We start from the raw sequence: 25,812 nt of genomic DNA, 5'->3' as shown, positions 1-25,812 counted from the left end.
TTATGCAAACTCTTAATATTTTACTTCTTGAAGATAATAAAGAAGATGCTCAAAAAGTTCAAGAAGCTCTTAAAGATGATTATAGTGTTTTTATATCCTATGATGTTAAGAGTGCTAAAGAAATGATTAGTGAAATTATATTTGATGTTGCAATAATAGATATTAGTTTAGAAGAAAAAACCAGTGGTATTGAATTTGCAAAATTTTTAGATAAAAATAAACTTTCATTTCCCTTTATCTTTCTTACCGCAATGCATGGAAGGGCTATTTTTGAAAAAGCTAAACTAACTAATCCATATACATATTTATTAAAACCTTTTAATAATTTTGAATTACAATACACCATAGAACTTATTATTAAAAAATATCATCATCAAGAAGACGCTTTTTTACCTAAAAAATCTGAAGCGATCCTTAATACTAATTATTTCTTTGTTAAAAACCAAAGTAGAATCTTAAAAATAAATATAGATGATATTGAATACTTCTCTGTAGATGATATATACAGTACAATACAGACCAATTCTAAAAAACACCTGATACGTTTATCGCTAAAAAAGATTAAAGAGATTCTTAACTCCAAAGATTTTGAACATATACACAGGAAATATCTGGTAAATAGTAATAAGATTAAAGAATTTAATCTAACAGAGAATACACTATATCTTGAATCTGGGAAGCAACTCCCTATAAGCGATCGTTATAAAAGGGCATTATCTAATTGGCGACATATACTTAAATAAAAGAGCACCCGTTGTGTATTTTAATACTAACTGTAAATGACTGATAATAAACATTTTAAGTTTTTACTTAAATATTGAATTTAATGCTTTTCACAAATTTAAAAAGAAGTCAAGCTGAAATTTGATTCATATTCTCATATGCCAAAAACAATATTATTTATAAAGTGTTGATTTTTAATATCAAATAAAAAATAAAAATGCACAATGGGTAAAAGAGTTTCTTTTATTACTTCTCAAACTTCTCTTTGGTGAATTGTACGTTTACTATACTCTAATGTACGCTTACCTACTTTTCTGATTTTTCCTTCAATTATTTCTTCAACTTTGTTTCATAATTAATCTAATCAAAATAAGAAATAATGATTTCAGAAAACACTATAAACAATCTTATAACCCTTGTTCAATCATATATCAATCAACATTCTTAAAAAGAAAAAGCGGAATCCGAAAAGCTTAAAATAGAGTAGGAATAATTATAAATTTTAATTAATTGATTTTTAATATTTTAAAAGCATCGTATGGCTCAGAAGACAGAGCTAAACATATAGATGTTACAAGCATTGTGCAACAACTAGTAAATAAGTCGCCTGTTATTACCGTAACTAATCAAACCATGGATGGCGACCCAAATTTTGGAACACACAAATATTTCTCTGCAATAGTATCTATCAATGGTGGAATGCCAAAAACATTTGAATGCCATGAAGGAGAAACAATAGACTTTTCTAAATAACTTTTAAATTTAATATTATGCCTTCTACAATTCCTTACGATCCATCGTTAATACTTGGGAATATTGTCCCAATGGAAAAACTGCAAAATGCGATTCAAATATCAAATTTGCAAGCTCCTGCAGATGCTGCAGAAAGTAACTTAAATTCATTAATTACACTCAAAAGAAGCATGGATATGACAATCCAAGAGATGATTAATATGGGCGTTGACACTACAGACCTCATTAAAGAGTCTCAAGATATAAACAGTCAAATTCAGCAAGCTGCAGTAGATTATGGAAAAGCAAAAATTGCTGCTCAAAAAGCTATTCAACCTTTAAAGAGCAAGGTAAGTACTGTAAATGATTCTTTTGAGAGCCCAATAGATTATAACAAAAGTAAAATTACACAAATGCCAATTTCGTCAGATTCATTGCAAATGAATTGCCAGTATTTTTCTTTTGACCAAAATTCACAAAGCTCCCAAAGCCATGCTTCAACTGTAGCTTCTTACGTTAGTGAATCTCTAAGTATATTTGGAGAAGGACAATCCTCACAAGCAAGTGCAAGTGCACAGGCGCAAATGAACAGCCAACATTCACGTCATAGCATTGCAGGAACTTTGGTGGTTGCAATAACTTGTACACATAAGAATGCACAAGTATTTGCACCCTATATTCTAGATGTCGATAAAGCAGTAAGAACATGGAATGCTATGTTTCCCGATGATATGATAAAAACAAATAGTCCTGAAAACATTGCAAAAATTGAAGCTAATTTAGACACTAAAAACGATAAGTCTTTCAATATCCTCTCTGGAGCTACTTATGGTTCAGCATTTGTGGGTATGGTACATATACTCAATACTACTGAAAGTCAATCTAGCCAAAGTATCGAGTCTATTGCTGCCTCAATGCAAGCAACCTTTGATATTGGGGGTTGGTTTGCTTCAGGTACTGGTGGATTTGGAGTAAGTGAGTCATTCTCTAATAGTGCTAAAAATTTGCTTAGTACCCAGAATGTAACATCACACTGTTCATTAATCACCATGGGCATTATTCCTTCTATTAAATCCAATCAGGTAAAAATGGCAGTAGACAGTTTTACGGACTTTAGCCCAGATAAGGCAATGGAAGAACTGGCTACATTGCAAGGTGCTACTGCTAGTGAAAATAATACGATAGGAGAAGCCGCTAGTGCAGCCCGAACAGGACAACAAATGATAAGTTTGAAAAACGCTACTATCCAGTCTACTCTTAGTGGCGTCTCTACGATTGATGATGCTCAGAATCAGATTATTGATACTAACTCTATGATGACTGCCCTCGAAGATTATGTAAACAGATGTGTAGAAGGTGGTCAAAACTTGGGAGTACCTATTAATTATTATCTTAAACCTATAACACAGGCCGAGATTGCCCGTGCTTGGATGTCCAAATACTACCCTAACAAATTCAACAAGGCGGGAAGTGCCGATGATACTAGTTCTGGTAGTACAAGTGGGGATAGCTCAGATGGAGGGGATTCTTAAAAATTGAATAACAAATCATTAAATAAGGAGTGGCAACTAAAGTCACTCCTTAAAAAAGGTGTATCCCGAAAAGCCTAATTTTAAATAGAGTAGGGGAATTTAAAATATATAAAATGAATTATACACTAAAAACAAATCAAAATTTTTTAGCAAATAATACATTCTACACATTTAGCTTTGAAAGGTATTCATTGGGAGCTACTGCTCATGATGCAATTAGAGCATTCAATACAAGTGCTAACCTTTCTTATCAAATTGACATCTATAAAGGAGATGGAAGAACTACAAATCCCTCTCAAGAATCGTCTTCTGCAATAATCACAGGTGGAGTTCATCTCAAAATGATTGATAGAAATAGACAAAATTTTATAAATAGATATGGTCAACCAACTGCTATTAATCAAACCGCCCATGTCTCACAAAATTTATTGTGGAAGAGCTCAGCATGTGTCTTTGCAAGATACTTAGATAGATATTGGGGGCATTATGATTTATTGTTTAATAATTGTAAAAATTTCTGTAATGAATTAATTCAAGTTCTTCAAGAAGGAGAAATTTCAATACCAGAAGGATTTATATTAAATGAAAATCCAATATCTATAGAAAATGACCCTCAAAGAGGAATGACGTATAATTGGAGTTTGTCTAAAAGCTAAAACCTAATGAATAGATTATTAGCACAGCATAATGATATTATTCAAAAAATTTCAAAGCAAAACAGAAGTTTTGAAATACAAACTATTTTGGAAGAAACATTTTTTACGAGTGCTAAAAATTGCGCTTTAATAATTCAAAATATAAATCGTTATGCTGTACTTTTTTGTGAAGATACTACCTACAATGAAGTAGAAAGGCATAACGCCTTTACAAGTAGTTTTTGGAGACTTGTTGCCTTAATAAAATATTTAAAGGATAATGAATATATATACTCTTTAGGCGGAACCCTAACCAATGAGAAATTGTGCGCTATCCATCCAGACTTTCATTATCCAAGAATACAAGGCGACCGAATAATTCTAAATGATAGAGGATGGTACTCTATGCATCCCGATTCTATTTTTGATAAAAATGGAGCTTTAGTTTTAAAAGGTGTTGTTTATAAAGATAGTTATTATGAATCAGCCTTGCAAAATCTTACAGGTGCATATATTTTATCTGAAAAGTTTAATGATTTATTAGCTGAAAATAAAGAAAAGCTAACGAATAGTAATATTGGAAATTCAAAAAATGAAAAAAATACTAGTAAGGTAAGCGATTATATTACAATTATTCACTTTTTATTGACTAGTCTGCTATTCATTATTCATTTGTGGCTTAATAGGCAAGCACAAAACTATATTGAAAAAAGAGACACTTATATATCTTCAACTGTAGAAAAACCAAAAAATGAAACTATAAACACAGATACGAATGAGGTGCACTATGGTATTGATCTATCTCATTATCAAGGAAGTTTATTAGATAAAGATTTCCCTGACTACATATCTTTTGTTATTTGTAAAGCAACTGAAGGAATAGGTTTTACAGACCCTGATTTTAGTACTAATTGGAAATATCTAAAGCAAAAGAAAATAGCTCGTGGAGCTTATCATTTTTACATAGTAGATGATAACCCAATAAGGCAAGCTAATTATTTTCTGCAGGCCTTAAAGGAGAATAACTACTTGAGTGATGATATACTTCCAGTTGTTGACATCGAAAAATTAAGTTTGCCAGAGGACTCTAATATTGATAAAGAAATCTTAAATAAAAACTTACTTATTTTCTTAAACCACATTGAAAATGAAATTTCAAAAAAACCTATTATATACACCAATACGAGTTTTGCTAATAAATATCTAATAGATAAAAAAATATCTGATTATTCCCTTTGGGTAGCCGATTATACAAAACTTAAACAACCAAACTTACCCATACTATGGAAAGATAAAGGCTATAAAATATGGCAAAAAACAAATAGGTATCATATAAAATCGAAAAGGATAGATTTAGATGAATATCATGGTTCTCTTAAAAGTTTAAAGCAGCTTCCTAACTAATATCATGTTAAATTATAGAGTGATTAATAACCATGAATAATTAATTGCTGTTTGACATAAGTTTAAACCTCTATATTTATGAAACTATTAAATGATGATATCATATTTTGATAACTACTATAAAATAACTGATAATGTAAGCTCCCCAAAAAATTTAATACAAACATAAAACGTAAGTTCAAGTTACAAGTACAACATTTGGGCTACTATCCTAATTTAACGCGAGTTCGACGTAAGAGCTATAGGTTTTATATAGGAAAGACATTATCCTAAAAAGTGTGTAAGTTAAAATAACTTGGGTTAGATTTTATTGACACTATCCAAAATTTTGTGTAAACGTATTAAGGCGGGTTTAACTTTTTTAGAGTTTCACCCGTTTTTCAAATATGGTTAATACAGGCATCCAAAAGGCTGCGGATTCATTTTTTCCTAACCGACGAACCTAACACTTCTTTTTTACCGTCTCTACGCAAGTCTACAGCAATGTAGATTGTCTTATTTATCACTTTAGAGTTCTCTTGAACTTTAAACACAATGCTATCCCTCCAAACAATTAAATAAACAGGTTCTAAAGGTCTGTTCTGCCACGTTACAATATCGTTTGTTATAGTATCCGTAATTCTTGATATGGTACTGCTAGACACATCAAAATTATAGACTTCGCGTATTTGTTGTTCAATATCACCATTACTTATTCCTTTTGCATAGAGCGATACTATGACATTCTCAATGCCATCTACCATACTCTTACGTTTTGGTACTAACATGGGGTTAAAACTAGCGTCTCTATCTAGGGGAACTTGTATATCTGATTCGCCAAAACTAGTTTTCACTTTCTTTTTAGTAAAACCATTACGTGTGTTATTAAAACTAGTTTGTTCGTGTTTAGAATAACCTAAATAGCTATCTAACTCGCCTTCTAGCATCTTTTCAATGCCTCGTTTTTGAAGTTGCTTCAAAAAATCTGTGAGTTCCTCGCCAGTTTTAAACTGCTTTAAAAACTCGTTGGTAAATAATTCGTCTTTTTTCCTATATAAAACCTATATCTCTTACGTCGAACTCACGTTATTTATAATACTAAAAGACCGCATATCTCTTGCCAATTATTAACGCCAGAGCAAATGCATAACCAACCTAAAATCAAAAGAAAAAACCTATAAAAAGAAAATCTCTCAACAAACGGCCGTTTGTTGAGAGATTTTTATAACTTTAATCCTAATTAAAACTGTAACGGTTTTTTAGGACTAGTCATTTATTTTATCAACATATTACCAGCGCTTTTTTTTGTAGTCTAAAAAATAAAATAAGCTTTAATTTTAAATAAAAACTCAAAAATTGTTTAACTTTTAATGTGTGATTTTATTTGTAGCTTTGTTTTTTAAGTTAAATAACTTTAAAGAATTCAGCAAAATGTCAAATTTTGAAATACAAGAAGTTTTACAGCAATTAGGAATACAAGACAATAATTTAGGCACATCAACAGGGGCTGATTGGTTTTCTAACGGAGCCGTAATTAAGAGCATTTCGCCAGTAGATGGCAATTTAATAGCAAGTGTAAAAACATCTACAAAAGACGATTATGAAAAGGTTGTAAACCAGGCAAGTGAAGCATTTTTATTTTGGAGAAAAGTTCCTGCGCCTAGACGTGGTGAAATAGTACGTCAGTTTGGTGAAAAATTAAGAGAAAAAAAAGAAGCTCTTGGTAAATTGGTTTCGTATGAAATGGGTAAAAGTTATCAAGAAGGATTAGGCGAAGTGCAAGAAATGATAGACATCTGTGACTTTGCTGTAGGCTTATCGCGGCAATTACATGGGTTTACCATGCATTCTGAACGACCTGGACATAGAATGTACGAGCAATATCACCCTTTAGGGATTGTAGGGATTATTTCGGCATTTAATTTTCCAGTTGCTGTTTGGTCTTGGAACATTGCTTTAGCTTGGGTTTGTGGTGATGTTTGTATTTGGAAGCCCTCAGAAAAAGTACCTTTATGTGGTATCGCTTGTCAAAATATAATTATCGAAGTACTCCAGAAAAATAATTTACCAGAAGGAATTTCGTGTTTAATAAATGGCGATTATAAGGTTGGCGAATACCTATCAAAAGACACACGCATCCCTTTAATATCTGCTACGGGATCAACTCGAATGGGAAAAATTGTAGGAAAAGAAGTGGCTGCTCGATTAGGAAAATCATTATTAGAGTTAGGGGGTAATAATGCTATTATTGTAACGCCAGAAGCGAATATAAAAATGACTGTAATAGGAGCTGTTTTTGGGGCAGTTGGCACCGCTGGTCAACGCTGCACCTCTACGCGACGTTTAATTATTCACGAGTCGGTTTATGAAACGGTTAAAGCATCACTAATAGATGCGTATAAGCAATTACGTATTGGCAACCCATTAGATGAAAATAATCATGTAGGGCCCTTAATTGATACGGAAGCTGTAAAAATGTATACAGCAGCTTTAACCCAAGCCGTTAATCAGGGAGGTAAAATTGTGGTTAAAGGAGCTGTTTTAGAAGGAAAAGGATACGAAAGCGGATGTTATGTAAAACCATCGATTGTTGAAGCAGAAAACCACTACGAAATTGTACAACATGAAACATTTGCTCCGATACTATACTTATTAAAATATTCAGGAAATATAGAAAATGCGATTACAATACAAAATAGTGTCGCACAAGGATTATCGTCTGCTATTATGACTAATAATTTACAAGAAGCAGAATTGTTTTTATCTCAATCGGGTTCCGATTGTGGTATTGCTAATGTAAATATTGGTACATCTGGAGCTGAAATTGGAGGGGCTTTTGGGGGTGAAAAAGAAACAGGTGGAGGTCGTGAAAGTGGTTCTGATGCTTGGAAAATTTATATGAGAAGGCAAACCAATACTATTAATTATACAAAAAGTTTACCTTTAGCACAAGGCATTAAATTTGATTTATAAATCTAAAAATTAGATAATAAATTATTATTAACGAATGCTTAGTGTCAATTAAAACAATTGATTCAAATTTATTTGAATGAAAAAAACATTTTTTACTTTTTGTTTATTAGTGTCTTTCTGCTGTTTTTCTCAAACCAATTGGCAACGATTTAAAAAACAGTCGTTCTCTACAAAAAAGTGGGTTATTTTTCATCCATTTAAAACAAAAAAAGCACTTATTATTTCAAATGAAGCAAATCGTGTTTCTGATTCTATAGCAAAAACATCATTATTAGATGGAGATAAAAATGGAGGGCAAGTAGATGCTTTTCGCCATGCTTATTGGATGGCTCGTTTGCGACAAGAAATTGGTAAAAATGCCGCTCAATCTTTAGGTAAAGCACATGAAAAAGATAATTATAGAACCTTTAAAAAGAAACGATTAGAAGAAGGAACAATTCCTGATAAAATTTCTTCGGATATGGATTTATATAATAATGAACAAGGATTAAAATTAACCGTTAAAGGTTCTAAATCACCCAAAAAAGGGCTTATTTTTAAAGTAATAAACAGCATTTTAGGCGGAAATATGAAAATTATTAAAAAAGATAACAAAAAGCGTTTCTTAACTTGTGATAATAAGATTATTCTGGCTAAAGATTTACAAGGAAAGTGGGAAAATAATAAATGCTTAATACAATCTAACAAATAAATTACTTTTTAAAACCCATTTTTTACAAACTCAAATAATTTTCAAAACAGTTATTTAATTAAAAAAATATTTTTTAGTTAAACATTTCATTATCTGATTGTTATTGGTTAAATGTAGTTTTTAATTCTCTAATTTTTATAATAATTATATCGTTTTTCGATTACGATTCTTATCAACGATAAATCGGTCTGCTAGAAAAATTAGCAAGAATATATTTGCTAATATTAAATAATTTTAGATTTTTGCACTTATTTTAAATAAATCTAAATAAGAATAATGATAAAGCATAGCATACTGTTTATTTTACTTTTTTTAGCGAGTATTTTATCCGCTCAAAACATAAATATAGATAGTTTAAAAACGGTTATAGTAAAAGAACTAACCCAACAAAAATTACATAAAGAACAACAACCATCGCAAAACCCTTTCTCTAAAATGAGACTTAATGGGTATGGGGTGGTTAATTATTACAATTATGGACAGTTCGATACAGACCCTGATATTAGAAATAAAATTGATGCAGAACGGTTAAACCTTTATTTTGATTACCTTTTTAATAATCGTATCACATTACATACCGAAATTGAATTTGAGCATGGCGGCACAGGTACCAACTTAGAATTAGACGTGCAAGAAGAGTTTGGAGAGTTTGAACAAGAAGTTGAGCAAGGAGGAGAAATAAATCTTGAGCAAATATACTTAGAGTATAACTACAGAGATTATTTAAATATAAAAGCAGGTAAGTTTAAACTGTATTTCAATTTAGCTCAAATTTTAGACGAACCCGACGAGTATTTTACCATACAACGACCTGAAATGGAAAATATAATACTTCCTTTAGGTTGGTACGAAACAGGGATAGAATTAAACGGTAAATTTTTAAATAAAAAACTCTCGTATCATTTAGCATTAGTAAATGCATTAGAATCTAGTGGTTTTAATTCTGCTAATTGGATTAAATTAGGCTATCAAACAAAGTTTGAAATGGTAAATGCCCAAAGTTTTGCGGTTTTTGCCAACCTTAATTACTTTTTTGGAAAAAGTAAACATACTATGGCTGGGCTATCATATTATTTTGGCGATACCAATAATAATAGACCCAAACCTGATATAAATGTAAACGGAAACTTAAATCTAATTGGAGCATATATTTCTGTTTTTGAAAAACCCATACGTTTTGCTTCTCAATTTATTTATGGTAATCTTCAAAATTCTGAACAAATTTCACTCCGTAATGCAAATCTCCCTGCTGCTCTAGGTATTAAAAAAACACCTGTTGGTAAAAATGCACTTGGATTTTCGGCTGAATTAGGATATGATATATTAACCCTTATAGATTCTAAAACTTCGATGAAATTATACCCCTTTGCTCGATATGATTTTTATAACACCATGCATAAAACATCAGGTAGCATTACTGCCAATAAACGATGGAAACGAAGCGTGGTTACTGCAGGATTAAATTGGTTTCCTTACAAACATATCGCAGTTAAGGCGCAATATACTGCTAGAACCTTAGGTTCAGATAAAATTAACACTACAACAGGAGCTGTAGAAGGAAAAGAAAAAGAACAGTTCTTGGGTTGTGGTATTGGCTTTCAATTTTAACATAAACAATAAACCATATATAAAATGAAAAAAATAAAAAACATAGCAATAGTCGTATTTATAATATCAATACTTTTTACCTCTTGTTCAGATGATGACGCTCCTGTAATACAAACAGATTACAGTAAATACTTATCAAGTATAACTTTAAACGTAATTTTAAAAAACTATGAAAACTTAGCCTTGGCTTCTACTAATATGGTAGTAAAAAGTGATGCCCTTACCATAGGAGATGATACTGCTCTAAAAGAAGCTCAAGATGCTTGGAGAAAAATGCGAGTGTATTGGGAAAATTCAGAGGCTGTTCTTTTTGGCCCTGCTGGTGATGAAGGCTTAGGAGTTGATGGTAATACTGATGCATGGCCGATAGATTTAGCCTTTGTAAATAATGTTTTAGGCGGAAGTGATCAAATTACAATTAATTTTATAGCACAACAAGATGCCAATGCTAAAGGATACCACGCCTTAGAATATTTACTTTGGGGTATAGAAGGCAACAAAAAAGCATCTGATTTAACAGCTAGAGAAATAGAATATGTTAAAGCAGCATCGGGTTATTTAAATCAACAAACAAAGGCTTTATACGACGCTTGGAACCCTTCTAAAACAAATTTTGCGGCAAATTTTACTAATGCTGAAAACGGACTTTACAGGTCGCAAATTGCTGCGTTAATACAACTTGTAGATGGTATGATAACCATTGCTGATGAAGTAGGTAACGGAAAGTTAAACGAACCCATGTATGGTAATAATGGAAGCTTTGCTTTAGAAAGTGAAGAATCGAGATTTAGCCATAACTCTAAAGCTGATTTTGCCGATAATATAAGAGGAATAAAATATATGTATTCTGGTGATTATCTAACTAATTTGGGAGTTGGTTTTTCTGAATTAGTAGCGATTAATAATTCAGCGTTAGATACTAAAATAAAAAACCAAATAGACCAAGCCATACAAAGTATAGAAGCTATTCCAGGAACCTTTACTTCGGCAGTACAAAACCATAGATCCGAAGTAGAAAAAGCAATTAAAGAAGTGTTAGATGTTTTTAATGTGTTATCATCTGAATTAAAACCCTACATACAAAATTTATAAAAATAAAAAGAGCTCTTTATCAAGGGGCTTTTTTCAACAAAAAGTACTTATGAGTAAAAAAACGGTATATTATTGTTTGTTAAGCATATTGTTGATTTTAACAGCCTGTTCAAAAGAAACTTCTTACACAAGTCTTATAAACACTGATAGAGCAAAATCTGGAGGTGAAACTACGATTTTTACAATGTCTAATATTGCGTACAGTTCTCCAGCTGAAAATTTAAGTCAAGAAACACTTGAAAAACATTTAAATGGCGATTTAGATTTTGAACGTATTTTTGTTACTGCTCCAGCAACACTTAACCCAGGCTTAGGAAGCGTGTATAATAATTCATCATGTATAAAGTGTCATCCATCTGATGGAAGAGGAAAGCTATTACCCAAAAACATTAATGGTTTTACAAGCTTATTATTACGAATAAGTACTCCTGGAAACGACAAACATAATGCCCCACTAGCAGCTCCAGGATATGGCACACAATTACAAAACCATGCACTTTCTGGTTTTTTACCTGAAGTAACGTATCAACTTTCTTTACAAGAACAAATAGAACTTTTAGCAGACGGAACCCAAGTAGTACTTAGAAAACCCATATTTAGTGTAACAGATTGGTATAAAGAAAAGCCGACTAATTACATGCTTTCGCCACGTATTGCTCCTCCTATATTTGGGTCAGGACTTTTAGAAGCTATACCAGAAGCAGATATTTTAAAGGCTACTGATGAAAATGATAGTGATAAAAACGGAATAAGCGGAAAAGCAAATTATGTGTGGAACCCTGTTACACAACAAACAGAATTAGGAAGATTTGGGTGGAAAGCCAATGTTTCAACATTGCAAGTTCAAGTTGCAGGGGCATATCATGGCGATATGGGTATTACTAACCCTGTTTTTACGAAAGAAGAATATGATGACGGTTTAGCAGATGACCCAGAAATTAGTGCTGAAATTTTAAACAATGTAGTTGTTTATTGCCAAACATTAGGTGTTCCTGCGGCAAGAGATGTAGATAATGAACAAGTAGATAATGGATACCAAATATTTCAAAATATACAATGTGCGGCTTGTCATACACCTCAACAGCGTACTTTACAAGCATCTGTAGAGGCACTTAGTAACCAAACTTTTTATCCGTTTACAGACATGTTATTGCACGATATGGGAGAAGGGCTAGCAGATAATCGCCCTGATTTTTTAGCTTCTGGTAAAGAGTGGCAAACACGACCACTTTGGGGTATTGGACTTCAAAAAATTGTGAATGGACATACTCAATTTTTACATGACGGACGTGCTAGAAACCTAACCGAAGCTATTTTATGGCATGGAGGCGAGGCAGAAGCAGCTAAAAATAATTTTAAAAAATTATCAACCAAAGAAAGAGAAGATCTTTTAGCATTTTTAAATTCTTTATAAAAACACAAAGGGTTAAATTTTGTTTTGCAATAAAAACCTTAGTTCATAAATAAAGATTTTAACTCTGTAGCCTCTTTAGGGTCTAATTTTTCGGCTAAAACTAAACTTAATTGTTTTCTGCGCAAAGCACCGTCGTATCGTTTTTTTTCCAGTGCCGTTTCAGGTTTAATAGGTGGAATTGGAACTGGTTTTCCAAATTCATCAACAGCAACAAAGGTATAAATGCCCTCATTTACCTTAGTTCTTTCTCCTGACTTTCGATCTTCTATCCAAACATCAACATAAGTTTCCATTGAAGATTTAAATGCACGTGAAACCTTTGCTTCAACCGTAACCACACTACCTACAGGAACCGATTTGGTAAAAGCAACATGATTTACCGAGGCGGTTACTACAATTTTTCGCGAATGCCGACGAGCAGCTATACTACAAGCTCTATCCATTCGGGCTAATAATTCGCCTCCGAAAAGATTATCTAAATAGTTGGTTTCTCCAGGCAATACTAAATCCGTAAGTACAGTTAACGATTGGCTAGGTGTTTTTGCTTCCATTAATGTGATTTTTTACAAAGATAGGCAAATCGCTAAAAAATAGACTTGCAAGAAATATATCAACTCTAGTTAAAGAGTCTGATATATACCCTACAACTTTAAGTATTTAAAACGTGCTGTTAGCAAATAATTATTTTTGTTGATTAACAAACAACCAAGCATCTTTAGAAGTTGTTTGTTTAATAATGCGCAATTGTTTTAATGCTTCTGCCTTATTTTCATAACAATTAAAAGCAACAGGAAACAAGCCCCATTTATTTTTATCTAAAACAATAGCATTATAGCCTTTATTTGTTAATTGGCGAGCTTTTTTATTTGCATTTTCGGCAAATTGAAAAGCCCCAGCAATAATTGCGTATTTTTTGGGAGTTTCAGTTTCTTTAGCTACATTTAAATTAATTGTAGGTAAAGGATTGTCAATTACGAAAGTAGCAGACTGTATTTTTTTTTCTATATGTTGTTGTTTCGCTAAAACTTGCTGTTGTTGATTATACTGATAACCTTTCCAACCAGCAACACCTAAGGTTAATAAAATAGCAGCGGTAGCCGCATATTTTATAAACAAAGGAATCACTTTTTTGTTTTCAGTTTTTGTTTGTATGTCAACAACAGTTTCTCTATTGATTGCTAATGAAGAAAACGAAGCTAAACCAAACGATTCTGTTAAAAAGTTAACTTGGTTATTCGGCTCAAAAACAATTTGTTTTTCACTGTTTAAAAATAAGTTGCCAACCGAAGAAATAGTAACCGATTTCGATTGCATTTGTTGTTGCCACAAAGCCACGGTATTTAAAATATTTTCTGTAGCTTTTTCAAATGAAATATTTTCTGTTTTAGCAATATAATTTGCCAACAACCCATCGTTATGCTTTAAATGCGAATTAAAACTAATTTGTTTGGTTGGCGCATAAAAAGTATGTGTATTACCATCAATTTGGGCACTAATGGTATTGGTTATAAATCCGCCAAGTTCTGGCACAATAACACAATTGTATCGGTATAGTAAATCGGAAATGTAGTCTGCTAAAATCATATAAACAAAGATATAAATTTCAAGGTTTTTTGTACTTTTAATATTTAAATTTTATTAACATATAATATTTAAGTATCTTTATATTGTTATAGGTCTTGCGTAAGAGTAAAAATTTTATTTTTATTAAACAGATTATGTGATAATTAAAAAAATATTGTTTTTCAAAGCAAGTAGAATTTTTTAAATTCTCACCTTTTTTATATAGGTGTAAAAAATTTAAGATTATGAAAAAAATTTTGGTTCCTGTAGATTTTTCTACTCCGTCTGAATATGCTGCAAAAACGGCAGCTAAAATTGCTAAAAAACTAAACAGTGAAGTGCATTTACTGCATATGATTGAATTGCCTAAAGGAATTATTGATATGGGGGCAGGAAGTAATTTTAGTATTCCAGAAAGCATGATTTATGTACAAAAAGTGCGAGATAAACTATTAGACTTTAAGCAAGAGTTTTTTTCTGAAAAAACGGTAGTTAAACATGCCATTCGATTTCAAAGACCTTATCAAGGTATTTTAGATTATGGAAAAAAGATAAAAGTAGATTTAATTGTTATGGGTTCTAGGGGGCATTCTGAATTTGAAGAAATGTTGATTGGTTCAAATACCGAAAAGGTTGTTCGTTCTTCAAAAACACCCGTTTTAGTAGTGAAAAGAGAAGATAAGTTTAAGACTAAAAATTTTGTTTTTGCTTCTAGCTTTAAAAGTAACAAAAAAGCTGCGTTCGAAAAATTTTTAGTTTTTGCCAACTTTTTTGATGTAAAAATTCATTTATTAAAGGTAAACACACCTCATAAATTTGAAAATACACATAGCTCTATCGAAAAAATTAAAGAGTTTATTAAAGATTATGATTTACCCAAATATACTATTGATGTGTATAACGACTCTTCTGTAGAAAGAGGTATTCTTAATTTTTCTAAAGATGTTGATGCCGATTTAATTGCGTTGAGAACACATGGACGAAGCGGATTATCACATATTTTTAATGGAAGTATTACCAAACACGTATCAAAAAAAGCACAAAAACCAATGCTAACCATTAATGTGTAATTTAATAGCAGGGTTAAATTTAATAAACAGGTTAAGTTAATTATAAATTGCACCTCGCCAAGCGATATTAAAAACTATAAAACTTAAAACTCTGTAAAAAAATAGTAAATTTGCGGTCTAATTTTTAGATAAAATGTTAGATAAAGTAAATGAATTGATTGATGAAGTAAATGCATTTTCTGCAGATACTAAAGAAGAAATAGAATTATTTAGAATTAAATATTTAGGTAGTAAAGGCTTTTTAAAACAGTTGTTTAGCGAATTTAAAAATGTTCCAAACAATCAAAAAAAAGAATTTGGACAAGCGATAAATAACCTTAAACAAGTAGCAGAAGAAAAAGTAGATTCATTAAAAGTAGCTCTTGATAATACTACTGAACAAAAGCGCATTTATGGTGATTTAACACGACCTTCTGAACCAATTGAGCTAGGTTCACGACATCCTATTTCATTGGTAAAAAATCAGATTATAGAAGTGTTTAATCGTATTGGGTTTACCGTTTCTGAAGGTCCAGAAATAGAAGATGATTGGCACAATTTTACAGCGTTAAATTTACCCGAATATCACCCTGCACGTGATATGCAGGATACTTTTTTTATTGAAAAAAATCCAGATATTTTATTAAGAACGCATACCTCTTCTGTACAAGTACGATATATGGAAAATCATCAACCACCCATACGTACTATTTCTCCAGGTAGAGTATATCGAAACGAAGATATTTCTGCTCGCTCACATTGTATTTTTCATCAGGTAGAAGGGTTGTATATCGACACAAATGTTTCTTTTGCTGATTTAAAACAAACCTTACTGTATTTTACAAAAGAAATGTTTGGTAAATCTAAGATACGGCTTCGACCATCATATTTTCCTTTTACTGAGCCAAGTGCTGAAGTAGATATTTATTGGGGATTAAAAACAGAAACCGATTATAAAATTACTAAAGGAACGGGGTGGTTAGAAATTATGGGATGTGGTATGGTAGACCCTAATGTGCTTACAAACTGTAATATCGATCCTACAAAATACTCTGGGTATGCCTTTGGAATGGGTATTGAGCGTATTGCTATGCTGTTATATCAAATACCTGATATTAGAATGTTTTACGAAAACGATAAACGTTTTTTAGAGCAGTTTAAATCGGTAATTTAATTTTTAGTTGAAAAAATTATAATAAACAACCCCAAGCTTTTAATGCTTGGGGTTGTTTATTTTTAGAAAATATTTATTTTTTCAATGCCTTTTTTAAAACAGCAAGAGCATCGTTGGCTTTAGACATTTTTGCATATTCAATGGCGGTATAACCATTATCTGATTTCACAGTTAATTTAGCGCCATTATCAATTAATAATTGTGCAATTTTTGCTCGGTTATATCTTGCAGCAAACATTAATGGGGTTAGTCCGGTTGATTTTTTATTAATATCAGTTCCGTTTTCAATCATTACTTTTACAACAGCGTAGTTTCCTGTAGTAATTAATTTACAAAAAACACTTACTCCTGATTTTTTTAGAGAGGTTGTTGCTTTAGTTAAATGCGGTTGGGTTGAAGCAGAAATACTTTCAAAAGACAATACAATAAGTAGAGTGGTAATAATCAATTTTTTCATAAAGTTAGGTTTATAGTTAGAAAAATAAGTTTGTATTTAAAAGACGCACCTAAGAAAAAATCGTTTCACTAAAAAGTTATTTTAACATTTATTTATATTTTTTAACAGATTAAAAAGTTAAAAAATAACTCGTAAATAGCTTATTATGAATGTGTAATGATTGAAAATTAAAATATCAGTGCTTATTATAAAACAAAAAAGCACACCCAATTAAGGGTAATTGATAAATTTGAATAAAAGATTTAGGCGTTGAATTTATTTAAAAGCATTTAGCCCTGTAATATCTAACCCAGTTATTAGTAAATGAATATCGTGAGTGCCCTCGTAAGTAATTACACTTTCTAAATTCATAGAATGACGCATAATAGAGTATTCCCCCGTAATCCCCATGCCGCCTAAAATTTGTCGTGCTTCACGAGCAATAGCTATTGCCATCGCTACATTATTTCGTTTTGCCATTGATATTTGAGCAGATGTAGCTCTACCTTCGTTACGTAAAACACCTAATCGCCAAGTTAAAAGTTGTGCTTTAGTAATTTCGGTAATCATTTCAGCTAATTTTTTTTGTTGTAATTGAAATTGTCCAATTGGTTTTCCAAACTGTGTTCTTTCTTTTGAGTATCGAAGAGCAATATCATAACAATCCATAGCAGCACCAATTGCACCCCAAGCAATTCCGTATCGAGCAGAATCTAAGCAGCCTAAGGGGGCTCCTAAACCTGATTTGTTGGGTAATAGATTTTCTTTAGGCACTTTTACATTATCAAAAATTAATTCGCCAGTTGCTGAGGCGCGTAAAGACCATTTGTTATGTGTTTCGGGTGTCGAAAACCCATCCATGCCTCGTTCTACTATTAAGCCATGAATTCTGCCTTCTTCATTTTTTGCCCAAACCACGGCTATTTGAGCAAAAGGAGCATTAGAAATCCACATTTTTGCACCATTTAACAAATAGTGGTCGCCCATGTCTTTATATTTGGTTTCCATACCACTTGGGTTTGAGCCATGGTTGGGTTCGGTTAAACCAAAGCACCCTATCCATTCACCCGAAGCTAATTTAGGCAGGTATTTTTTGCGCTGTTCTTCAGTGCCATATTTCCATATAGGGTACATCACAAGCGAAGATTGTACAGAGGCTGTTGAACGTATTCCGCTGTCGCCCCGTTCAATTTCTTGCATAATTAATCCATACGAAATTTGATCTAATCCTGCACCGCCATACTTTTCTGGAATATACGGACCAAAAGCACCAATTTCTGCTAAGCCATCAATAATTTGCATAGGAAATTCAGCTCGTTGAGCATGTTCTTCAATAATTGGTGAAACGCATCTTTTTACCCAATCTCTTGTTGCGTTACGAACAAGTTTGTGTTCATCGGTTAATAAATCGTCTATTTGGTAATAATCGGGTGCTTGAAATAAATCTTGTTTCATCAGAATGCCATTTTTGTAATGTAAAAATAGTAATTAAAATGAGTTTTTCTGTATGTTTGTAGTTAATGCAATATACTTTTTGTAATTAATGCGATATACTTTAGGAAAACAAGAGCGACTAAAAAGCCAAAAAATAATTGAAAAACTCTACCTCGAGGGTAAATCGATAAAAGTTTTTCCGTTACGAATGGTGTATTTACAAACCAGTCATACATCTGTTTTTCCTGCCCAAGTTGGGTTTTCGGTTCCAAAACGAAATTTTAAACGTGCAGTAGATAGAAATAGAATAAAACGGTTGCTAAGAGAAAGCTATAGAAAAGAAAAATATATTATTTATGATAACATTGATAAACCATATGTGTTTATGATTTCTTATCTTGCTAAAGAAGAATCAGAATACGTAGATGTTAAGTCTGCAATGAGTAAATTATTGTTGACATTCATGACGAAAATTAAAAAAGACGAATATTCTTGTTAATAGTTTTCTGGTTAGGTTAATTATGTTAAAAACAAATAAATAGATACACTTATGAAAAACAAAAAATATTTGCTTATTTTTTTTGTTGTAATAATTGCTGTTTCGTTTGCATTTAAACAATCTCCTTTTTTTGAAATTGCTAAACAGATAGAGATTTACAACAATTTGTTTAAAGAGCTTAACATTAATTATATAAACGAAATTAATCCAGGAGATTTAATGGATTTATCCATTAAAAACACCTTAAAAAACCTAGACCCATACACTAATTTTTATAACGAACAAGATGTTGAAGATGCTAAAATAAAAAGAGCAGGTGAATATGGTGGAATAGGAGTTTCAACCTATTACGATACTGGACAAATAACTATTGCTGAAGTTTATCAAGGGTTTGCCGCAGATAAGGCGGGGATAAAAGCAGGAGATGTTATTACAACAATTAATGGGCAAGATTTAAAAGGTTTAGAAAAAGAACAACTGTCTAGCTTGTTAAAAGGACTACCCAATAAATCGCTTTCACTAACAGTAAACCGCGGAAATCAGACATTAAATTTTAGTCTTAATTTAGATAAAGTTATTATAAACCCTGTTCCTTTTTTTGATATGATTGATGCAGAAACGGGTTATGTAGTATTAACTCGATTTAACGAAAAAGCCTCTTTTGAAGTTAAAGAAGCCATACAAGCGTTAAAAGAAAAAGGAATGAAAAAAATGGTGTTTGACTTAAGAGGAAACCCAGGAGGATCGTTATTTGAAAGTATAAATATTGTTAATTTTTTTGTGCCTGAAGGAAGTAAAATCGTTGAAACTCGAGGAAAAACAAACAATAATAGTCGTACTTATACAGGAAACAACCCTGCTTTAGATTTAGAAATGCCTATTGCCGTTTTAATTAATGGTCGTTCTGCCTCGGCATCTGAAATTGTTTCGGGTTCGTTACAAGATTATGATAGAGCCGTTATTATAGGTCAACGTTCTTTTGGTAAAGGTTTGGTGCAACGTTATTTTAAATTAAATTATGGCACACAATTAAAAGCAACAATTTCTAAATATTATACCCCTAGTGGTCGATGTATTCAAGAGTTAGATTATGCAAATCGTGACTCGAAAACAGGTAAAGTTCCTAAATTTTCTGATGGAAATATAAATTCGTTTACAACAAAAAACAATAGAGCGGTTTATGATGGAGGAGGCATTACTCCAGATGTAGAAATGGATTATAGCAAACCTACTGACGAAACTAAAGAATTATTGCAAACGAGAGCTATTTTTAATTTTGCAACTGATTTCTTGCGCAAGAAAAAGTCAATAGATCAAGATTTTGTGGTAAGTGATAATGTTTTTAATGAGTTTAAAAATTATTTGCAAACACAAGACACTTCTTTTGTGAGTAATCAAGAAAAAATGTTTAAAAAAGCCTACAAAGAAGTTAAAAGCAACAACAACATTGTAAAAGATTATCAAAATATAATGCGTCAGTTAAAAGTTGAAAAAATTAAAGATATAAGTAAAAATGAAGATATTTTAAAAGAAATGCTTCAAAACGAAATAGTTAAACAACAATATTATAAAAAGGGAATGTATAAAAATCATTTAAAGAATGATAAAACCATACAAAAAGCCGTTGAAATTTTGGCAGATACTCAAAAGTATAAGCAAATTTTAGCTCAAAAATAATGTTTTCAAGGTAAGGGTATTAGAAGTAAAAAAAGGTATGGCAAAAACTAAAAAAAGAACACGAGCTCAAGAGTCTACCAATGCTATTGAACGGTTATATATTTCGATGCGACATTTGTTTAGTCGCGGGTTTTATAAACCTATGGGGGTTTCGGGTGAAACGTTGCGTGAATCATTATTATTACTGCGTCCCGAAATTTATGGTTCCATAGCCGAAAACCGTATCGAATTAAACGGGTTAAATTATGTTATAGAGCGGTTACCTGAAGGTATTGAAGAGTGTCAATTTATTAATTTAACAGCAGATGAGGGGTATAAAAACTCACATTTTAAAGTAATTATTCCGCCTAAAAGAAGACGTAATTGCTATCGAATTGATAAAGATCAAATGAATATCGAAATTACCAGAGGGCGTTCAGAGATATATGATATTCTTACCCACCTTACTTTTTTATTTATTGAATCGCATAAAATAAAAAATAGGGTTTTGTTAGGCGAAGATGAAATTTGTATTCGTGAATGGAACAAATTAGAAGAAGTTGTACTATACAATAAAAAAATTACAGAAGAAGAAAGAGAAGTAACGATTGTACATTTAGGTAATATTTTAGGGCGAACATATCAAGAAGTTGTTGAATCATACAATAAATTTGCAACCGAAGAAAATCCAGAACGATTTTTTCAATTAATTTATTGGATGGGTAAGTTAGCCATTAATGAAACACTTGAAAATAAAAAATGTACAGTTACTTTTAGTTCGTTATTAATTCAAGAAATTGGTCACCATATTTATGGCGAAATATGGGCAGATAATATTAAAAAAACCTTGCATAAAAATAATTTATTGCGCAGACCCATTCATATTATTAGTGCAAATATGCATAGTGTTTTAAATGCTATTTATGCCAAAAATGCATTGCCAAAAGAAGCGAAAGAAAATAGTGGTTTTAAACTTTACGAACTATTAAGCAATAAAAATAGTAAACCGTTACAAAAAAAGGTAAAAAAATATGCCTCTGAAAACGGGTTGATTTATTTAGAAGATCAATCGGGAACGAATATTAATGTGCAAATTATTGACACCGATAAAATAGATTTTAATAATACGTCGTTTATAAAAAACCAAACAAAACCCAATCCAATTATACTAGTTATGGATTATGCCTTTGGAGAGCAGGCTTATGAAACAATGGACGAATTGTTAAAACCATACAAAATAAAAGGGAAAAATATTCACCTAGATGTGCAATCTATTTCTATTATGGGTAAAGCAGGAATTTTAGAAGGAGGCAAGGGCGATATTATGATACCTTCAGCACATATATTTGAAGGAACTGCTGATAATTACCCATTTAAAAATGAACTATCTAAAAGAGATTTAGAAGGTTTTGGTGTGCAGGTTTTTGACGGCTCTATGATTAGTGTGTTAGGAACCTCGCTTCAAAATAAAGATTTATTAACGTTTTTTCATAACTCAACATGGAATGTTATTGGGTTAGAAATGGAAGGAGCCCACTATCAAAAGGCTATTCAGGCAGCTTCAAAAATACGAGGTAATATTGCTGAAAATGTTAAGGTTCGTTATGCATATTATGCATCTGATAATCCTTTAGAAACAGGCGCAACCTTGGCTTCAGGAGGGTTAGGTATGAGTGGTGTAACCCCAACCTATGCAATTACTCAAAAAATATTAGAACAAATTTTTAAAAAATAAACCAATTATATAAAAATGGATAAAGAATCAACACCTAAAGATGAAGAAATAGAATTAGGATCACTATTTATTATTATAGGAAAAGGATTCTCAAATTTATTTCGATTTATTCAGAATATTTTTAGACAGATCTATCATCTTTTTATCACGTTATTATTGTTTTTAAAAAGAAATGCTGTTAAACTTATTATTGCAGCAATTGTTGGAGGTGTAATAGGTGCTTTTTTTGAGCTAAAAAAAGATGTAGTTTATGGTGCAGATATGTTGGTGTACCCCAATTTTAAAAGTACAAGACAATTATATAGTGATATAAATTATTACAATGACTTGGTAAAACAAAAAGACACAGTGGCTTTAGCAGAGACATTTCACATTTCAAAAGAAGATGCAGCAGCACTTAAAAAATTTGAAATTTACCCAATTAAAAATAACAATGATATTTTGAATTCGTACAATGAATTAGTTTTATCAGATACTCTGGTGGCAAAAAACTATTCTTTTAATGAGTTTAAAAATGAATTTACACAATACGATTATAAAGTTCATAACATTCATGTGATAGCTAAAAAGAATAATGTTTTTTCAAAATTAGATAAGCCTATTATATCATCTGTTGTAGAAAATAAATATTTTAATACAATAAAAAGCCTTTTTAATGCTAATTTAAATTTAACGGATTCGTTATTACGTAAAAACCTACATCAAATAGATTCTTTACGAAAAGTGTATATGAAAGTTTTATTAGAAGAGGCAAAAAAAAATAACTCAGGAACAAATATTGATTTGGGGAGTACAAAAAAAACAGTTAAAGAACTTGAACTTTTTAAAACTAATAGAGAAATAAGTAGAGAATTAAAAGATATTTCAGAGAGTAAATCAAAAAAAACAGAAGTACTTAATGTAATCTCAAAATTTCAACCTATAGGATATAAAATTAAAGGATTTAATCATAATTATATTTTTTTATTTGCAATATCTGGAGTTATAATAGTGTTATTATTTTTAATGGTTAAACATTTAAATAATTATTTAAATAACTACAAAAACAGTTTATAAAACATTTTTAACACATTAGGGTTTTAAAATTATATATTTACAAATAAGGAAAGATTAATGGAAAAGGGAGTGGGAATTATTATTCAGGCGAGATTGTCTTCTACAAGATTACCCAATAAAATAATTTTAGAAGTAGAAAAAGATAAAATCTCTTTTTTAGATGTTTTACTCCAAAGAATAATTCGATTACGAAACCTTTTCCCGATTATTTTGGCAACATCTACCGCAGAAAAAGATGATTTATTAGTGTCGTATGCAAAAAAATATAAAATAGGGTTTTTTAGGGGAGATGAAAATAATGTTTTAGAAAGGTTTATAAAATGTGCAGAAAAAAATAATATTAAGACAATTATAAGAATATGTTCTGATAATCCCTTTATAGATATAGATTCTATTATAGCTCTTTATACAGAATATAAGGGTGAAGATTATTTTTCTTATAAAGTGAATAATTTGCCGTCTATACTTACCCATTATGGTTTTTTCTCAGAAATAGTAAGTTTAAAAGGATTAAAAACTGTAAGCCAGCAAATGGGAGATGAATGTATAGAGCATGTAACTAACTGCATTTATAAATTTCCAAATAAGTTTACAGTTCGTTTTTTAGAGAATAATATTGTTAATACTGATATTAGATGTACATTAGATACGATAGAAGATTTTAATTTGTTAAAATATATATACACCTGTTTTGTAAAGCAAAACCCTGAGCTAGGTTATAAAGAGGTTATAAAATTTATTGAAACTCAGCCCAATCTTTTAAATCAAATGAAAAAATTAATTAGAAAAAATAAAAAATGACTTATATAATAGGTGAAATAGGTCAAAATCATAATGGCTCGGTAGATTTATGTAAATTGTTGGTTGATGTTGCTTCAAGACCAGTAAAAGATAAATTGTTTAACCAAAATCTACAATCAATAAATGCAATTAAACTAACTAAAAGAGATTTGAGTCAAGAGCTTTCTTCCAGTCAAATGAATGCTATTTATAATTCTCCAAATTCTTTTGGAAAAACCTATGGTGAACATAGGGCTTTTTTAGAATTAAATAACGAGCAACATTATGAGGTTTATAAGTATACAAAAGCTAAAGAGTTAGATTTTATTGAAACTTTTTGTGCTATAGGGTGTTTAAGTATGTTAAAATTATTTTCTCCTGACAAATTAAAAGTTGCATCAAGAGATTTAACCAACTTACCACTATTACATGCATTGGCAGAAACTAAAATTCCAATAATTTTATCTACAGGGATGTCAGGTAAAAAAGAATTAGATATTGCTATAGAAATAGTAAGTAAACAGCATAGTAATATTTCAATATTACATTGTGTGTCAGAATATCCAACGAAGTATCAAAATGTTAATTTAAAAACAATTAGCTATTTAAAAAAGATGTATCCAAAGTACACTATTGGATATTCAGATCATACAATAGGTATTTCTATTCCTGTTTCAGCTGTTGTTTTGGGAGCAGAAATTATTGAAAAACACATTACTTTAGATCGTGATATGAAAGGAACAGACCAAAAAGGTTCTTTAGCCATAGATGGTATATATAGGATGGTTAGAGATATAAGAAATGTAGAATTAGCTTTGGGAAAAGAAGAGATGCAAATTGTAAAGGCAGTAAAAACAACCAAAAATAAATTAGAAAGGTCAATAGCTTCAAACAAAGACATAAAAAAAGGTTCTGTTTTAACAGAAAAAGATATTCATTTACTTAGTCCAGGCGATGGCGTAAAATGGATAAACAAAAGTCTTATTTTAGGAAAAAAAGCAAAAAAAGATATTCCTGAAAATGAAATAATATACTTACAAGATATTGAATAATATGTTACCAAAATTAATTTTAACAGATATTGATGGAGTTTGGACAGATGGAGGTATGTACTATGATGAAACAAATGTTGAATTTAAAAAATTTAACACTTATGATAGTGCGGGACTTTTGTTTTGTAAATTGCTTGACATTCCTGTAGGAATTATTACGGGTGAAAATTCTAAATCTGTAGAAAGGAGAGCAAAAAAATTAAAGGTTGATTATTTGTTTTTAGGAGCTACTGATAAATTGCAAATAGTAAAAAAAATAACTCAAGAATTAAGTATTACTCTCAAACAGATAGCCTATATAGGTGATGATATTAATGATTATGAAGTTTTAAAAAATGTTGGTATAAGTGCAGTTCCTTCAAGTGCGCCAAAGTATATAAAAAAAATAGCGGGTATTCAATTAGAAAAAAAAGGCGGAGAAGGGGTTTTTAGAGAGTTTGTAGAGTATATTTTAGAATTAAATGAAATAGACATTGTTACTCTTCTTAAAAAAAATAATTTGATTAGAGGTTTTAACCAAAAAAAATAAAATAAGAGTGTTTAAATCTTTACCATTTTTAAAAGTTATAAATGTTTTTTTAAGAATTGGGGGTAT

At 30.9% G+C, this 25,812-nt stretch carries 23 protein-coding genes and 1 pseudogene; 19 read left to right on the top strand and 5 right to left on the bottom strand.

All coding sequences use genetic code 11. From position 1 onward, the window contains the following. The first annotated feature begins 2 nt into the window (after positions 1-2). The 5 genes from AB2B44_RS03885 (at position 3) to AB2B44_RS03865 (ending at position 5,026) form a co-directional block, all read left to right on the top strand. A complete protein-coding gene (locus AB2B44_RS03885) occupies positions 3-743 on the top strand; it encodes a LytR/AlgR family response regulator transcription factor (protein ID WP_369048238.1) in 741 nt (246 codons plus the stop codon). A gap of 490 nt (positions 744-1,233) precedes the next feature. Then, entirely contained in the window at positions 1,234-1,476 is a 243-nt protein-coding gene (locus AB2B44_RS03880) for a hypothetical protein (protein ID WP_369048237.1), read from the top strand. A gap of 17 nt (positions 1,477-1,493) precedes the next feature. Next, positions 1,494-2,987, top strand: coding sequence for a hypothetical protein (locus AB2B44_RS03875; protein WP_369048236.1), 1,494 nt, complete (start codon positions 1,494-1,496; stop codon positions 2,985-2,987). Between the two features lie 113 nt (positions 2,988-3,100). Next, positions 3,101-3,643 (top strand): hypothetical protein, encoded by a 543-nt coding sequence (locus tag AB2B44_RS03870; protein ID WP_369048235.1) that lies wholly within the window; start codon positions 3,101-3,103, stop codon positions 3,641-3,643. Between the two features lie 6 nt (positions 3,644-3,649). After that, positions 3,650-5,026, top strand: a complete 1,377-nt coding sequence (locus AB2B44_RS03865) for a glycoside hydrolase family 25 protein (protein WP_369048234.1) — start codon at positions 3,650-3,652, stop codon at positions 5,024-5,026. A 388-nt stretch (positions 5,027-5,414) separates the two neighbouring features. On the opposite strand, the pseudogene AB2B44_RS03860 reads toward AB2B44_RS03865, so the two are convergent. Beyond that, positions 5,415-6,054: pseudogene (locus tag AB2B44_RS03860) on the bottom strand (transposase); the annotation flags it as partial. Between the two features lie 382 nt (positions 6,055-6,436). Between AB2B44_RS03860 and AB2B44_RS03855 the strand changes: the two are divergent. The 5 genes from AB2B44_RS03855 (at position 6,437) to AB2B44_RS03835 (ending at position 12,783) form a co-directional block, all read left to right on the top strand. Then, positions 6,437-7,978 (top strand): aldehyde dehydrogenase family protein, encoded by a 1,542-nt coding sequence (locus AB2B44_RS03855; RefSeq protein ID WP_369048233.1) that lies wholly within the window; start codon positions 6,437-6,439, stop codon positions 7,976-7,978. Between the two features lie 76 nt (positions 7,979-8,054). Beyond that, positions 8,055-8,669 carry a hypothetical protein gene (locus tag AB2B44_RS03850; RefSeq protein WP_369048232.1) on the top strand — a complete coding sequence of 205 codons (615 nt, stop codon included), beginning with the start codon at positions 8,055-8,057 and terminating at the stop codon, positions 8,667-8,669. A gap of 276 nt (positions 8,670-8,945) precedes the next feature. Further along, complete coding sequence (locus tag AB2B44_RS03845) at positions 8,946-10,277, top strand: autotransporter outer membrane beta-barrel domain-containing protein (RefSeq protein ID WP_369048231.1); 1,332 nt, start codon at positions 8,946-8,948, stop codon at positions 10,275-10,277. Positions 10,278-10,301: 24 nt separating this feature from the next. Continuing rightward, complete coding sequence (locus tag AB2B44_RS03840; RefSeq protein ID WP_369048230.1) at positions 10,302-11,369, top strand: imelysin family protein; 1,068 nt, start codon at positions 10,302-10,304, stop codon at positions 11,367-11,369. Positions 11,370-11,418: 49 nt separating this feature from the next. Beyond that, the gene (locus AB2B44_RS03835) at positions 11,419-12,783 is read left to right on the top strand and encodes a di-heme oxidoredictase family protein (RefSeq protein ID WP_369048229.1); all 1,365 of its coding nucleotides are present in this window, start codon (positions 11,419-11,421) and stop codon (positions 12,781-12,783) included. Positions 12,784-12,821: 38 nt separating this feature from the next. Here AB2B44_RS03835 and AB2B44_RS03830 read toward each other — a convergent pair whose 3' ends face one another. Then, complete coding sequence (locus AB2B44_RS03830) at positions 12,822-13,334, bottom strand: acyl-CoA thioesterase (RefSeq protein WP_369048228.1); 513 nt, start codon at positions 13,332-13,334, stop codon at positions 12,822-12,824. 130 nt (positions 13,335-13,464) lie between these two features. Next, positions 13,465-14,367 carry an SPOR domain-containing protein gene (locus AB2B44_RS03825; RefSeq protein WP_369048227.1) on the bottom strand — a complete coding sequence of 301 codons (903 nt, stop codon included), beginning with the start codon at positions 14,365-14,367 and terminating at the stop codon, positions 13,465-13,467. A gap of 224 nt (positions 14,368-14,591) precedes the next feature. Between AB2B44_RS03825 and AB2B44_RS03820 the strand changes: the two genes are divergently transcribed. Both AB2B44_RS03820 and AB2B44_RS03815 read left to right on the top strand, forming a co-directional pair. After that, positions 14,592-15,416 carry a universal stress protein gene (locus tag AB2B44_RS03820; protein ID WP_369048226.1) on the top strand — a complete coding sequence of 275 codons (825 nt, stop codon included), beginning with the start codon at positions 14,592-14,594 and terminating at the stop codon, positions 15,414-15,416. A 133-nt stretch (positions 15,417-15,549) separates the two neighbouring features. Then, entirely contained in the window at positions 15,550-16,569 is a 1,020-nt protein-coding gene (locus tag AB2B44_RS03815) for a phenylalanine--tRNA ligase subunit alpha (protein ID WP_369048225.1), read from the top strand. A gap of 73 nt (positions 16,570-16,642) precedes the next feature. On the opposite strand, the gene AB2B44_RS03810 is transcribed toward AB2B44_RS03815, so the two are convergent. Together AB2B44_RS03810 and AB2B44_RS03805 are read right to left on the bottom strand one after the other, a co-directional pair. Then, on the bottom strand, positions 16,643-17,026 hold the full coding sequence (locus AB2B44_RS03810) for an ankyrin repeat domain-containing protein (protein ID WP_369048224.1): 384 nt from the start codon (positions 17,024-17,026) through the stop codon (positions 16,643-16,645). A 255-nt stretch (positions 17,027-17,281) separates the two neighbouring features. Next, complete coding sequence (locus tag AB2B44_RS03805) at positions 17,282-18,460, bottom strand: acyl-CoA dehydrogenase family protein (RefSeq protein ID WP_369048223.1); 1,179 nt, start codon at positions 18,458-18,460, stop codon at positions 17,282-17,284. A gap of 88 nt (positions 18,461-18,548) precedes the next feature. Here AB2B44_RS03805 and rnpA point away from each other — a divergent pair, with 88 nt between their 5' ends. Genes rnpA through AB2B44_RS03770 form a run of 7 tightly spaced genes read left to right on the top strand, consistent with a single transcriptional unit; the run spans position 18,549 to position 25,746 of the window. After that, positions 18,549-18,938: a ribonuclease P protein component gene (gene rnpA, locus AB2B44_RS03800; protein WP_369048222.1), complete on the top strand. Its 390-nt coding sequence runs from the start codon at positions 18,549-18,551 to the stop codon at positions 18,936-18,938. 51 nt (positions 18,939-18,989) lie between these two features. Next, on the top strand, positions 18,990-20,615 hold the full coding sequence (locus AB2B44_RS03795; RefSeq protein ID WP_369048221.1) for a S41 family peptidase: 1,626 nt from the start codon (positions 18,990-18,992) through the stop codon (positions 20,613-20,615). A 37-nt stretch (positions 20,616-20,652) separates the two neighbouring features. Beyond that, positions 20,653-22,329 (top strand): hypothetical protein, encoded by a 1,677-nt coding sequence (locus AB2B44_RS03790; protein ID WP_369048220.1) that lies wholly within the window; start codon positions 20,653-20,655, stop codon positions 22,327-22,329. 15 nt (positions 22,330-22,344) lie between these two features. Next, entirely contained in the window at positions 22,345-23,385 is a 1,041-nt protein-coding gene (locus AB2B44_RS03785) for a hypothetical protein (RefSeq protein WP_369048219.1), read from the top strand. A 57-nt stretch (positions 23,386-23,442) separates the two neighbouring features. Continuing rightward, positions 23,443-24,186 (top strand): hypothetical protein, encoded by a 744-nt coding sequence (locus tag AB2B44_RS03780; RefSeq protein WP_369048218.1) that lies wholly within the window; start codon positions 23,443-23,445, stop codon positions 24,184-24,186. Then, positions 24,183-25,217 carry an N-acetylneuraminate synthase family protein gene (locus AB2B44_RS03775; protein WP_369048217.1) on the top strand — a complete coding sequence of 345 codons (1,035 nt, stop codon included), beginning with the start codon at positions 24,183-24,185 and terminating at the stop codon, positions 25,215-25,217. The genes AB2B44_RS03780 and AB2B44_RS03775 overlap by 4 nt, the downstream gene beginning before the upstream one ends. Before the next feature lies 1 nt (position 25,218). After that, a complete protein-coding gene (locus tag AB2B44_RS03770; protein ID WP_369048216.1) occupies positions 25,219-25,746 on the top strand; it encodes a KdsC family phosphatase in 528 nt (175 codons plus the stop codon). Positions 25,747-25,812: the final 66 nt, after the last annotated feature.

Source organism: Tenacibaculum sp. UWU-22 (genome assembly GCF_041021355.1).
Classification (GTDB): Bacteria; Bacteroidota; Bacteroidia; order Flavobacteriales; family Flavobacteriaceae; genus Polaribacter.
This window is presented reverse-complemented; position numbering and strand designations above follow the sequence as displayed.